The organism is Litoribacillus peritrichatus (assembly GCF_039537985.1).
GTDB classification, from domain to species: Bacteria; Pseudomonadota; Gammaproteobacteria; order Pseudomonadales; family Litoribrevibacteraceae; genus Litoribacillus; species Litoribacillus peritrichatus.
Genome location: NZ_BAABBN010000007.1, coordinates 128,866 through 142,953, shown reverse-complemented (window position 1 = coordinate 142,953; position 14,088 = coordinate 128,866). Strand labels below are relative to the sequence as shown.

General features: G+C 50.3%; 9 protein-coding genes. 4 read left to right on the top strand and 5 right to left on the bottom strand.

The genetic code is table 11. The annotated features are described in order from the left end of the window. The first annotated feature begins 180 nt into the window (after window positions 1-180). Both ABD744_RS10390 and ABD744_RS10385 read left to right on the top strand, forming a co-directional pair. Complete coding sequence (locus tag ABD744_RS10390) at window positions 181-2,895, top strand: winged helix-turn-helix domain-containing protein (RefSeq protein WP_344798219.1); 2,715 nt, start codon at window positions 181-183, stop codon at window positions 2,893-2,895. Between the two features lie 9 nt (window positions 2,896-2,904). Then, window positions 2,905-3,270: a cupin domain-containing protein gene (locus tag ABD744_RS10385; protein ID WP_344798217.1), complete on the top strand. Its 366-nt coding sequence runs from the start codon at window positions 2,905-2,907 to the stop codon at window positions 3,268-3,270. Here the strand turns inward: ABD744_RS10385 and ABD744_RS10380 are convergent, their stop codons facing one another. The 5 genes from ABD744_RS10380 to ABD744_RS10360 form a co-directional block, all read right to left on the bottom strand. Beyond that, window positions 3,271-4,224, bottom strand: a complete 954-nt coding sequence (locus ABD744_RS10380; protein ID WP_344799609.1) for a DMT family transporter — start codon at window positions 4,222-4,224, stop codon at window positions 3,271-3,273. A gap of 156 nt (window positions 4,225-4,380) precedes the next feature. Beyond that, a complete protein-coding gene (locus ABD744_RS10375) occupies window positions 4,381-6,177 on the bottom strand; it encodes an acyl-CoA dehydrogenase C-terminal domain-containing protein (protein WP_344798215.1) in 1,797 nt (598 codons plus the stop codon). A gap of 208 nt (window positions 6,178-6,385) precedes the next feature. Further along, the gene (locus tag ABD744_RS10370) at window positions 6,386-7,327 is read right to left on the bottom strand and encodes a sodium-dependent bicarbonate transport family permease (RefSeq protein WP_344798213.1); all 942 of its coding nucleotides are present in this window, start codon (window positions 7,325-7,327) and stop codon (window positions 6,386-6,388) included. A gap of 3 nt (window positions 7,328-7,330) precedes the next feature. Continuing rightward, window positions 7,331-9,148, bottom strand: coding sequence for a sodium-extruding oxaloacetate decarboxylase subunit alpha (oadA, locus tag ABD744_RS10365; protein ID WP_344798211.1), 1,818 nt, complete (start codon window positions 9,146-9,148; stop codon window positions 7,331-7,333). A gap of 62 nt (window positions 9,149-9,210) precedes the next feature. Continuing rightward, window positions 9,211-10,626: an acetyl-CoA carboxylase biotin carboxylase subunit gene (locus tag ABD744_RS10360; protein ID WP_344798209.1), complete on the bottom strand. Its 1,416-nt coding sequence runs from the start codon at window positions 10,624-10,626 to the stop codon at window positions 9,211-9,213. Window positions 10,627-10,840: 214 nt separating this feature from the next. Between ABD744_RS10360 and ABD744_RS10355 the strand changes: the two genes are divergently transcribed. Together ABD744_RS10355 and ABD744_RS10350 are read left to right on the top strand one after the other, a co-directional pair. Next, on the top strand, window positions 10,841-11,785 hold the full coding sequence (locus tag ABD744_RS10355; protein ID WP_344798207.1) for a LysR family transcriptional regulator: 945 nt from the start codon (window positions 10,841-10,843) through the stop codon (window positions 11,783-11,785). A gap of 172 nt (window positions 11,786-11,957) precedes the next feature. After that, the gene (locus ABD744_RS10350; RefSeq protein WP_344798205.1) at window positions 11,958-13,991 is read left to right on the top strand and encodes an oxidoreductase; all 2,034 of its coding nucleotides are present in this window, start codon (window positions 11,958-11,960) and stop codon (window positions 13,989-13,991) included. Window positions 13,992-14,088 lie beyond the last annotated feature (97 nt).

The window sequence follows — 14,088 nt, the reverse complement described above, 5'->3', positions numbered from 1 at the left end:
CTTTCGCCCCTCGGGGCGATTTTTTCCCTTGACCTGAAACGACTAACGTTCAGCTAAGAAGAGACAAATGTTCGGCATTCATTTCGCCCTAAGGGCCTTAAAAACAGCACAGATATGACGTTTATCAGCATTAAGCAATATGACGAATCAGCAAGGTCTGATATGGTAAAGGGTTCAAGGATGAACAAAGCCCTTAGAAGCATGCTGATTAAAACAAAAATATCGCCTCCAGCGCACTTCCATGATCTTGTTGAACGCACGCGCCTGCTGGATAAATTAAATACCGTCAAAGGCGGTCAACTGGTGGTGTTAACTGCCCCGACCGGCTATTCCAAAACCACATTGGTAAGCCAGTGGGTGCAAACCGCGCAACGGCCTTTTGCCTGGTTAACGCTGGATCACAAAGATAATGACCCCGGCCGTTTCTGGCGCTATCTATTTGCCACCCTAAGTAACCAGTCTTTACCTTTGCCGGAGCTGATCGCCGACCTCATAAACGAGCACTGCCCCAGCACCTTGATTAATGCCTTTGATCAACAATCCGATTTGGCCTCGAAAAACGCGCCGTTTGTGTTGGTACTGGACGATTTCCAGAACATCACCAAAGACATCATTCTCGAGCAACTCAACGAACTGCTGAACTTTTTACCGGCGAATCTGTGCATCATCATCACATCTCAGATTCAGCCCGAGTTGAAATTGTCGCGCCGGCGTTCAAAACATCAGGTCATTGAACTGAACCAGAATCAACTGGCGTTCACCCGGGAAGAAAGTGATCAGTATATTCAGCATTTGATTCAGGAATCATTTTCAGAAGAACTATTGAAGTCTTTGCATTCCAAAACGGAAGGTTGGCCGGCCGGTATTCAACTGCTGTCGATCGTTATGGAGCAGACCTCCCCCAAAAGCAACCAGCTGGATTTAAGCAACCCAATCTCATTTTTTGATGATGAAGTGCTGGCAAACTTACCGGGAGAGCTGCAGGACTTCCTGCTAAATACCGCCTTTTTACCCTGGCTACACCCCGAGTTGTGCAATGAAGTACTGGCCATAGATCATTCCGAAAGAATGATTCAACAACTGTCACAGCGTAACCTGTTCGTGGTGAAATACGGCGAAACCTGGCGTTACCACGATCTATTCAAAGAAGCCTTATTAAGTCATGCCTCCGAGACCAAGCGTCACCGACAACGTGCCGCCCAATGGTTTCAACAAAACGACTTTCCTTCCCGGGCAATCGATCAGTACATCCAATTACAAGACTGGACACAAGTCACCGAAATCATGGCTCAGGAAGCCAGAGAAAAAATCACCAACGGTGAACAAATCACGGTCGACAGCTGGTTACGGGCCTTGCCACAGGACTGGCAGAAAGATCGCCCCCGTTTATTGTCTTTGAAATCGGCCATCCTGATGAGCAATGGCCAACTCGATGAATCAGAAAATTACCTGAACGCCGCCAAAAAACAGCTGCATATTTATCAAAACAGTCCGGAAAAAAGAGCCGTTGCCCATATCAGTGATGAAGACATGATGGAGACACAGAAAGAAATCACCATCATCGAATCTTTTCTGGCCATGTTTCGCGGGGATTTTAAATCGGTTCAAAGTCTGTCGATAGCGGCTCTGGAAGGCCCGACGACCACCGCCAGCCTCGACATATATGCACAAATGCCATTAAGCCACGCCTACATTCACCAAGGGAAACTGGCAGAAGCACTGAATTTACTTGAAGGCATAGTAAAACAAGGCATGCACGACGAACTGCCCTTTCCGGTTTTGATCGGCATCACCAACATCATCCCGATCTTCCACGTCCTCGGCAAACTGGATTCGGCGCTCGATTTAATCGAAGAAGTATCCGACTGGCACAGTAAATTAGCCACCCCTTCGGTCTACGCACCTTGGATAAAAGGCATGAAAGCCATCATCATCCGTGAGCAAGGAAAAATCACCGAAGCCATGGATTTGCTCAAAGGCATGATTGACTATATTGCTGAAACCACAGACCCACTTCAGATCATTCCGATTTACGCCATGGCCTCTCATGCGTACCGAACCTGTCGTGAAGATGAAAAAGCCAACCACCTGCTGCGCCAGGCGATTTTGGTTCAGGAACAACACCAAATTGATGAATGGACATTCAGCTTCCCACGCTTAACCACGTTGCTGACCATTGATGACATCATTCATCAAAACGCAGCGGCACTGCGCGAGTGGCTCAAAGACAACGAAGACGCCATTCTGAACCGACCGGGCTTCTTGCAGGAAAGTGAACGGTTAATTCTTGCCCGCATCTATCTCATGGTCGGGCGACACGAAGATGCCATGACACTGCTTCAGCGCATCGAACATGAATCCAAAGCCGGGAACCGCAGACTGAATCAGGCGAAAGTCCTGATGCTACAAGCGATGACGTTTGCCGCTCAACAAGACTTCACCCGCTCCATTCAGCAACTCAACCAGTCGTTATTGATTTGCGAGCAAAACGGGCTGACCCAAGTGCCTTTGGAAGAAGGCCCTCATGGTAAAAACCTGCTTCAGCTGGCTCAGGGCTATTGTTCCAACCCGGACTATGTGGAGTTTTTAATTGAAGAGTTTGACCGACAACAGGCCCTGTTTCCCGATCAACCTCAGCAAGCATCGCCGACGGCCATGGCTCCACCTCCATTGAAAAAGCCAAGCCAATCGCTGATAGAGCCGCTGAGTAAGCGAGAGCAACAAATTCTGGAGCTGATATCCCAGGGATTAAAGAACCAGGAAATTGCCGACCAACTGTTCGTGTCGGTGACTACCGTAAAAACCCACGTTCATAACATTTATGGCAAAATGGAAGTCCGCAACCGAACCGCAGCTGTGGCCAAAGCCCGTGAACTTCAGCTACTCGCAGGATAAATATACGAGATGGCAAACCTATTTAAATACGCCCCTGAAAACGAGTTCGACACCGAAGAGCGCTGTTTCATCAACGAGCTCAGTAACACCGCCTCGGACGAAGCCTGCTCCATTGCATTAGCACGGGTAGCACCAGGCGTGACCACTCAAGTGCACAGTCTGAAGGATACCGTCGAACGCTACGTTATTTTAGAGGGTCAGGGGCGGATCGAAGCCGGTTCGTTGACTGGCACCCCCGTCAGACGACTGGACACTCTGGTCATCCCCGCCAACGAGCCACAAAGTATTACCAACACGGGCGATACCGACTTAGTCTTTCTTTGTGTCTGCACACAACGCTTCAAGGCAGAAAACTACCTGAAGCTGTCCGATTAATCAGCCAGGCTTTTCGGCCAAACCTGAAGACTGAGCAATGGCTTTGGGCTTCCGGTGAAACAGCGCCACCACTATGTTGGCCGCAATGATCAACCCCGCGCCCAGCAACATTTGCCAAGTAATGGCCTCATTCAGTAACACCACACTGATGACCATCGCCCAGGGAATGTATAAGTAATAAATCACCGCAGCCAAAGGCCCGGGCAATTCCGTACTTGCCTTATTCCATAAGGTGTGCGCACCTAAAGTACACATAACCCCAAGCACAACCAAGCCCGACCAGTCCTTCAGACTTAACTGCCAATCGGTCATGGGCCAAATAAACGAAAAACCCACCAAGCCAAAACCAAACTGCCCCAGCGCTCGCATATTCGTCGATAAGTGGGATATCTGGCGGTTAATGGCGGGCAAGCAGGCATACAAGAAACCGCTTAAAATGCCAACAATAAATCCATAGGTTTGCACTAAGGACGCTGAGTCAACGGGGGTTGCAATGTACACCCCAGCAAATGCAACGATCACCGCAATTAAGTCGGTTCGGCCAATCGGTTCCTTTAAAAACAATCGGTTAACAAACAACAGATGAATACCAAAGGTGCACACCGCAATGGCCGCCAGCGAGGCACCAGCACGTTTAATCGACCAAAAATACATGTACCAATGAACGGCAAACGTCAGCCCTAATATCACCAACCAAATAAAATCGCGTCGGCCAACGCGTTTAAACTGCTTGGCAAAACACATGATCAGCCCGATCCCTGCAGCCGCTATGGCTAACCGAACCGTACCGATGGTGGCTTCATTGGCACTGATTCCATGAATTAAAGCCGGGACAAAGCCCATCAGGAAGATCGATAACAGCGCGACTAAAATCAGTTTGGTATTTTCAGAGAAGTTCAAAAGGAAAGTGTCTCGTTTCAATGCATTCAATAACAGTAAAAAGCTGCCAAGCATTGTACGCAAATAAACAAAACAAAAGATAATAAAAAAGGCGCTCGAAAAGATAACTTAACGAACGCCAACGTGAGGATCATTTCATCGAGGCGTCATAACAGCCTCGTATTCACTCGATAAACTGCAACCAGGCAGCAACCACTGAGCGGCAACAAATCAGCCAATCAGTTGCGCTTCACTAATATTCATCATGCTGCCTTTGCCGGCCAACATCATTTCTTTATGCGCTCGGGCACGCGGTAGAATACGCTCGAAGTAGAAACGGGCGTTTTTCACTTTGGCATCAAGGAAATCTCGGTCGAAGCCATCACCCTTAGGATGACGTTTACCGTCCAGAATGTCCTGAGCCACAGCGGCCATTTTCAGCCAGAAATATGCTAACGTTGCGTAGCCGGAATACATTAGGAAATCAAAGCTGGCAGCGCCCACCTCTTCAAAATCGCCCATACCTTTGGCGCCCAGTTGCTTGGCCAGTTCAGGCCACTCTTTAGCATAACCGCCCAATACATCGGCCAGATCGGCTAACGACTCACTGTCAGTGTTTTTACTCAACACATGCAACATTTTAGTGAAGCTCAATAAGCTCTTACCTTGCCCGGCCAACACTTTACGCCCCAGCAAGTCCAGCGCCTGAATGCCCGTGGTTCCTTCGTACAAGGTCGAGGCACGGCCATCACGGAACAGCTGTTCAGCCCCGGTCTCTTTAATAAAGCCATGGCCACCGTACATTTGGATCGCCATGTCAGCTGAGGCCAAACCGGTATCGGTTAAAAAGCCCTTGGCGATCGGCGTTAAAAAGCCCAACAGCTCAACCCGTTCTTTATCGGCGTTTGGTAGATGCGATTCATCCAGCAAGTTGGCGCAGAATTGACCCAGCGCACGACCACCTTCCGCAAACACCTTTTGTGTCAGTAACATACGTCGTACGTCCGGATGGACAATGATGGGGTCCGCTTCTTTGTCTGGCGCTTTCACTCCGCCCAAGCTGCGCATTTGAGTACGCTCAACCGCATAGGCCAAACTCTTCTGGAAGCTGCGTTCACTCAAACCAATGCCTTGCATCGACGCGCCCAAGCGCATCTCATTCATCATGGTAAACATGGCGTTGATGCCGCGATTCGGCTGGCCCAACAAATAACCTTCTGCTTCTTCAAAGCTCATCGAACATGTCGGGTTAGCATGCATACCCATTTTTTCTTCGATGCCAATGCAATGCACCGCATTGTTCTTATTCCAAACGCCCGCTTTGTTTTGCAACTTGGCCGGAACAATAAACAAAGACAAGCCTTTAATGCCCTGAGGCGCGCCTTTTAAGCGTGCCAACACCAAATGAATGATGTTATCGGCTGCGTCATGTTGACCCGAGGAAATGAAGATTTTATTGCCTTTGATTTTATAGACACCGTCCGACACTTCTTCGGCAGACGTACGAACCAAACCCAAATCCGATCCGCAATGCGCTTCGGTCAAACACATGGTGCCTGTCCACTCACCCATGATCAGCTTCTCAAGGTACGTCTGTTTGATCTCGTCAGTACCGTGACTGATGATCGCCCGACAAGCCGACATCGTCAAAGCCGGTGTCATGCTGAAGGCATGATTGGCTGACGTCAGAATTTCACCGACCAAAGAAGACAAACGTTCAGGCAGCGCCTGCCCGCCCCACTCTTCGGGCATGGAAAGCCCCATCCAACCGGCTTCGGCGTAAGTGCGGAATGCCTGATTCAGCTTGGGTGGTAACGTCACTTTACCATTATCAAAGACGCACCCTTCGTCATCACCGGCCTGATTGATCGGAGCCAACTCTTCTTCGGCAAAGCGAGCGGCCTGTTCAAGAATGAAAAAAAGATCTTCACTGGCAACATCATCTTGATGATTGCCCTCCGACATCTCATTCAACAAAAACTGCATGTCCTTCAAAGGGACGCGATATTCCGGTAACTGCTCCGCCATAACTGGCTCCTCACTGTTATACGTTACGTGGCTCGTGTTATCCGAGCCTGTCGTTATCTATTCGATCGAGCGATTATCAAGAACAACTCGGCCTTCGGCCTTAACAAATGTTAAGGGACATAAATTAGCGATGGATTGAGGGGTTCAAAAAGGCAGTAGAGGGTGCTCCATCATCCCTTATGGACTGATGGAGCCGGCAAAGAAACCGTCAGAGAAGGGTTGCTAAATGATGGTAAAGCGGAATCCCGACAATGGCATTAAATGGAAAAGTGATGCCCAACGACATCAGCATCGCCAAGCCGATATCGGCTTTAGGAATGGCCGTCCGAATGGCCGCCGGCGCTGCAATATAAGAAGCACTGGCGGTTAAGGTAGCCAACACCACCACGCTGCCTTCGGCCAACCCCATTGCCAAACCGGCACTCAATCCAAGCAGTGATAACGCAGGCGGCGCGAGCAAAGCAAACAGCAACAAACGCCATTTTTTCCACGGAATCGGCATCAGCGTTTCAGCTGCGGTTAACCCCATTTCCAGTAAGAACAACGCCAGCACCGCTTTAAACCCACTGGTAAAAAGCTCGGTCACCGCCGCGCCTTCAATTGGGCCGTACATAAAACCAATGATGACCCCTCCGGTCAGCAACACCACGCCCCGGTTGGTGAAAGTTTCCCGCCAAAACTCACTCTGTGCAACGCCGGTCTCCGGTTTGTCTTTGCCCAGTTTCCGATACAGAGTCAGCGCCACCAAAATGGCCGGTAACTCCAGCATCACCAGATACAAAGTCACTTCCGGGTCAATCGGCAAGTCCAGAGTGTCGACATAGGCCAACGCCACCGCAAACGTACCGGCACTGACAGAACCGTAATGAGCGGCCAGGCTGGCTGAGTTGGCAGAGTCCAGTTTTGCCAATTTCAGCAACACTGGAATCACCAACAACGGGATCACAGCCCCCAATAACGCCACCACCAGCAACTCAAACAACAAGCCCCATTCCAGAGAATCATGAAGGGCCATGCCACCTTTCAGGCCAATAGTCAGCATCAGCAGTAAACTTAATGTTTCATAGGCCGCCTTGGGAATGCTCAAATCCGATTTGAGCAGCCCCGCCACCAACCCCAAAACAAAGAACATGACAACGATGTCAGGCATAACTTACGACTCCGGGGTGATTTCAACCAGGATTTCTCCCGGGGTCACACGATCACCTTTATTGACATACACATGGGCCACAATTCCGGCAATGCTGGCTTGAATTTCATTCTCCATTTTCATGGCTTCGGTCACCAAAATGCCCTGACCCGCTTTCACCTGATCCCCCTCACTGACCAGCACATCCACCACATTGCCCGGCATCGCAGCCGTCACGTGACCTGGGTCCGTAGCCTTGCGGCGTTTGTTGTTGTCGCCACCACTTTGATAAGAGTTCAACGGCTCAAACAAGGTCTCTTCCGGCATGCCATCCAACGACAAATAAATTTTACGCTTGCCGCTGTCCGCCTCACCTACCCCAGTGATCGCCACCTCATAGGTTTCACCGTGGACGTCGATTCTGAATTCCGTCGGCGTACCGTCTTGAGACTGAGGCGCATGATCAGCACTGGCGGCTTGCAGCACTTCAGGCTGTAACGTGCCGTCACGCCGTTGCTGTAAGTACTCTTTTCCAAGATCAGGGAACATGGCGTAGGTCAGCACGTCTTCATCCGATTCGGCCAGCGCACCAATTTCCTGCTTTAATTTGGCCATTTCCGGTTTCAACAAGTCCGCCGGCCGACCATGAATGATGTCTTTATTGCCAATGGCCCGTTTTTGTAAGTCGGTATCCACCGGGGCCGGGGCCTGACCGTACCCACCCTGCAGGTAGCGCTTTACTTCATTGGTGATGGTCTTATAACGCTCGCCACTGAGCACGTTATACACCGCCTGTGTACCCACTATTTGCGAAGTCGGCGTCACCAAAGGCGGATAGCCTAAATCTTTCCGTACCCGGGGAATTTCATCAAACACCTCCCGAATGCGATCCAGCGCGTGCTGTTCCTTGAGCTGATTCGCCAGATTCGACATCATGCCGCCGGGCACTTGATTGATCTGCACCGACACATCTTCATGAGTGAACTCACTCTCGAATTGATGATACTTTTTACGCACTTCACGGAAATAGTCAGCGATCTCGCCCAGCAAGGTTAAATCCAGGCCAGTGTCGTAAGGCGTGCCTTTCAACGCCGCCACCTGAGATTCCGTGGATGGGTGACTGGTGCCGTTGGCAAACGAAGATATTGCCGTGTCGATTCGGTCAGCGCCGGCCTCGATGGCTTTTAACTGACACAACCCCGCCAACCCTGCGGTCGAATGGCTGTGCAACACCACGGGTAGGTCCAGTTCCGATTTTAATGCCGTCACCAGATCAAAGGTTGCGTAAGGGGTGAGCAAGCCAGCCATGTCTTTGATGACCAACGAGTCAGCCCCCATGTCTTTTAACGCTTTGGCTTGCTGCACAAAGGAATCAGGGGTATGCACCGGACTGGTGGTATAACAAAGTGTACCCTGCGCGTGTTTACCGGCTTTCTTCACGGCTTGCATGGCCGTTTCAAGGTTTCGGACGTCATTTAACGCATCAAACACCCGGAACACATCCATGCCATTGTCGGCCGCTTTTTGAACAAACGCCTCCACCACATCGTCGGCGTAGTGTCGGTACCCCAACAGGTTTTGTCCGCGTAACAACATCTGAAGGCGGGTGTTCGGTAAGGCTTCGCGCAGCTTACGCAATCGCTCCCAAGGGTCTTCTTTTAAGAAACGAACGCAGGCATCGAAGGTAGCGCCGCCCCACGCTTCGAGAGACCAGTAACCCACCGCATCCAGTTTTTCGCAAATCGGCAACATATCTTCGGTGCGCATGCGTGTCGCAATCAACGACTGATGGGCATCGCGTAGCACCACGTCTGTGACTTCAATTTTTTTACTCGTTGTCATGAGCCTTTCCTTAAAATTCAGTAATGTCATTCGCTAATCGAGGAAAACCAACCGTGTGACCTCTACCATCCCGCATGAGCAGCCACGGCCGTTGCAATGGCCAACGCAATATCACTCGGATTAGTCTTCTCGGAATACTTCAGCAGCTCCGGATGGTCAGGCACAAAACTGGTATTAAATTCAGCCCCTTGAAAGTCGGGGTGAGCCAGAATTTCTTTGTAGTAGTTGGCTGTGGTTTTAATGCCATGCAACCGCATGTCATCCAGCGCGCGTTGGCCACGGGCAATGACTTCGTCCCAGCGTAAAGCCCACACCACCAATTTAAGGCACATGGAGTCAAAATACGGAGGGATCTCATAACCGGTGTAAATGGCGGTATCCACCCGAACCCCCGGCCCGCCCGGCGCGTAGTAATGGCTGACCCGGCCAAAGCTCGGCAGGAAATCATTTTTTGGGTCTTCCGCGTTAATTCGGAACTGCAACGCAAAGCCGCGATAGCTGATATCCTCTTGGTGATAACTGAGCGGTTCCCCTGAGGCAATCCGAATTTGTTCACGCACGATATCAACCCCGGTGATCTGTTCGGTGATGGTGTGCTCCACCTGAACCCGGGTGTTCATTTCCATGAAGTACACCTGATTCCCGGTCAACAAAAACTCAACGGTTCCGGCATTTTCATAACCCACCGCTTGAGCGGCTTTTACCGCCAATTCTCCGATGTAGCTGCGTTGTTCCGGCGTTAATTGCGGACTCGGGGCGATCTCAATCAATTTTTGATTGCGACGCTGAATGGAACAATCCCGTTCATAGAGATGAATTACATTGCCTTGCGAATCGGCCAACACCTGAACTTCAATGTGTTTTGGATTCACAATGCATTTCTCAAGAAACACTTCAGCACTGCCGAACGCCTTGGTAGCCTCACTGATAACGCGCGGGTACTGAATTTTTAAGTCTTCCGCCGAGTCACAACGTCGAATCCCTCGGCCGCCGCCCCCGGAGGTGGCTTTCAGCATGACCGGATAACCGATGTCCTCAGCCAATGCCAAAGCTTCATTCAAGTCTTTCAGATTACCTTCCGAACCTGGCGTTACTGGCACGCCAGCACCACGCATACTGTCTCTGGCCTGAGTCTTATCGCCCATCTTGTGGATGACGTCCGACTTAGGACCAATAAACACAAGGCCTTGCTGTTCACACAAACGAGCAAATTCTGCATTTTCGGATAAGAAACCATAACCGGGATGAATCGCATCGCAGCCGACCTGCTTTGCCAGGCTGACGATTTTATGCGGATCGAGATAACCCGCAATCGGGTCGTCACCCAGCGAATGCGCTTCGTCAGCACGCTTTACATGCAAGCCATAACGGTCCGGTTCCGTGTAAATGGCCACCGAGCGAACCCCCATTTCCGCACAAGCCCGGATGATCCGCACGGCAATTTCGCCACGGTTTGCAATTAAGATTTTTTTCAACATGGATCTATGCCCTCTAACGATGCTTCTTTTTTCACCCTACGACTGGTGTGCCAAACAGAAGTCATCTGAGTAATCGAGTCTTCGGTGGTAAGGATAGGGCGGAGCTTCATAATGTAAAATTGATATTTATTTGATTAACTATAAGCAATTACTTATATATAGATTTATTTGCGAGTAAAATTCTCACCAGATAACAACGACTTCCGGAGAGTTCATGCCTTTATCCGTTCAAAAACTGGTCAATCGACTCACCTTTCGTCAACTGCAAGTCTTCCTGGGCGTGTACCAATCCAAAAGCTACTCCAAAGCCGGTGACACCCTGGGTCTGAGCCAACCGGCGGTCAGCAGCCAAATTCGACAGTTAGAAGCCGCACTGGGGGTGCCTGTGTTTGAGTACGTTGGCCGAAAACTCTATTGCACGGCCGCCGGAGAAAAGCTGGCGGATTCAATCCATGTCATTTTTGATGAATTGCGCTATTTGCAAACCAACCTGGCCGCCATGGAAGGTCAGGTAGCCGGAGACTTAAATTTAGTGGCAGTGAACACAGCTCAATACGTGGTGCCTTATGTACTTAAAAATTTTCTGGCCGAGCACCCCGCGCTCAACGTCAAAGTCAGTGTCGTCAACCGCTCTGAAGCATTGCAACGACTCAACAAAAATAAAGACCACCTGGTTATTATGGGCATCGTCCCTGAAGAAAAGCCGCTCGCCTCACTGCCCTTCCTGGACAATGAGTTTCTGCCCGTGGCCCACAGCAATCACCCGATTCATACCGCAGCCAACCCCAGTATGGAAGACTTCCTCAATGCCGGATTATTATCACGCGAACAGGGTTCCGGCAGCCGTTTGGCGTTTGAACTCTATTGTCAGGAAAATCGTATTCGGTATGCGCCCATCATGGAGTTAGGCTCTAACGAAGCCGTCAAACACGGTGTTTTAGCCGAAATTGGGGTGGCTGTATTGCCCAAACTCAGTATTTTACCCGAGCTCAAATTAGGGCTACTTAAAGAAGTGGCGATTCCGGGCTTTGCACTTAAACGCTCTTGGTGTCTGGTGTACCCCAAAGCCAAGCACCCAACACCTGCCATGTCAGCATTACTGGAATACGTACAACAAAACTTAGACACACTCGAACAGCAGCCCATCGGAATATTTTAGCCAGCCTTAACAAATGTTAAGGACGCAAAATATTCCAGACTGGATACTAGCTCCAAAATGACATCCGGGTCTTAAGAACCCGGAGCAGAAAATGGGATGCTCTTTAAGATCCACATTCCATTTCTATTACCGACTGGATGAATAACGCACTTTCGCGTTGGAGATAAGAACTATGTCAGCAACACCAAATGCACACTTTCCAAAACTGCTTGAGCCACTGGACCTTGGTTTCACGACGTTAAAAAACCGCGTATTAATGGGTTCAATGCACACAGGCCTTGAAGAACATAAAGACGGCGTCGCGCGGATGGCGGCGTTCTTTGCTGAGCGTGCACGCGGCGGTGTTGGCATGATCGTAACCGGTGGTTTCGGACCCAACGCAGAAGGCGCAACGCACCCGCATACCAACCTGATCAAAAGTAATGAGGACGCTCTAAAGCACAAGCCCATTACAGACGCAGTACACGCAGAAGGCAGTAAGATCTGTATGCAGATTCTTCATACAGGCCGCTATGCATTTAACCCTAACTCGGTCGCGCCTTCGGCGATTCAGGCCCCGATCAACCCGTTCAAACCAAAAGAATTAGACGCGGACGGCATTGATCAGCAAATTCAAGACATCGTACAAATGGCTCAATACGCTCAGGTTGGCGGCTACGACGGCGTAGAGATCATGGGGTCTGAGGGCTATTTCCTTAACCAGTTCCTGGCACAGCGCACCAACCAGCGTGACGATGAATTCGGTGGCGAATACAAAAACCGAATGAAAGTAGCCATTGACACCGTTCGTCGTACCCGAGAAGCGGTCGGCGAGAAGTTCATCATCATCTATCGTCTGTCGATGCTGGACTTGGTTGAAGGCGGCAGCACTTATGAAGAAGTGGTTGAACTGGGCAAAGAAATCGAAAAAGCAGGCGCTACCATCATCAACACCGGTATCGGTTGGCACGAAGCGCGTATCCCGACGATCGCAACCAAAGTGCCTCGCGCCGCGTTCACTTGGGTAACGGCGAAGTTCAAGAAAGAGCTTAACATCCCACTGATCACCTCCAACCGTATCAACACGCCAGAAGTGGCTGAAGAAGTGTTGGAACGTGGCGACGCTGACATGGTTTCTATGGCTCGTCCGTTCCTGGCTGACCCATTCTTTGTACAGAAGGCCGAAGAAGGCCGCAGTGACGAAATCAACACCTGTATCGGCTGTAACCAGGCGTGTTTAGACCACGTATTCAGCGGCAAAATGACCAGCTGTTTAGTCAACCCTCGCGCCTGTCATGAGACTGAGATTGTCATCGAACCAACCGCTGCGAAAAAGAAAATTGCGGTAGTTGGCGCAGGTCCTGCCGGCCTTGGTTTTGCGACTACGGCTGCGTCACGCGGTCATCAGGTAACTATTTTTGACGCTTCCAGCGAAATTGGTGGCCAGTTCAACGTAGCTAAGCAAATTCCGGGCAAAGAAGAATTCTACGAAACCATTCGTTACTTCGGTAAACAAATCGAGCTGTCCGACATCAACCTGAAACTGAACACGCGTGTTTCTGCGGATGACCTGAACAACGGCGACTTCGACGAAGTGGTCATCGCAACGGGGATTGCACCTCGTATGCCAGAGATCGAAGGCATCGATCATCCAAAAGTACTGAGCTACCTGGACGTACTTAAAGATAAAAAGCCGGTGGGTAAGAAGGTGGCTGTTATCGGTGCCGGCGGTATTGGTTTCGATGTATCCGAATACCTTTCTCACGAAGGCGAAGCCACCAGCCAAAACATCCCTGCGTTCATGAAAGAATGGGGTGTGGACATGACGCTTCAGGCGCGCGGCGGTATCGAAGGCGTTCAACCGGAAGTAAGCGAATCCCCACGTGAAGTATTCTTACTTCAACGTAAGAAATCAAAAGTGGGTGCCAAACTGGGTAAAACCACGGGCTGGATTCACCGCACAGGCCTGAAGAACAAGGGCGTGAACATGATCCCTGGCTGTACTTACGACAAGATCGACGACCAAGGCTTACATGTCACCGTAGGCGATCAGTCAGAAGTACTTAATGTGGACAATATTGTGATCTGTGCCGGTCAAGACCCGCTACGCGAACTGGTAGAAGGCCTGAACAAGCCACATCACCTGATCGGTGGTGCCGATGTCGCTGCAGAGCTGGATGCAAAACGTGCAATCGACCAAGGTACGCGCCTGGCGGCTGAGATTTAAGACCTGAATTAACCAACCATTTGAACTCACTTAAATTAAAAAACAAACCCCGGCTTCGAGAGAAGTTCGGGGTTTTGTTTTTTTAGATCAATAAATA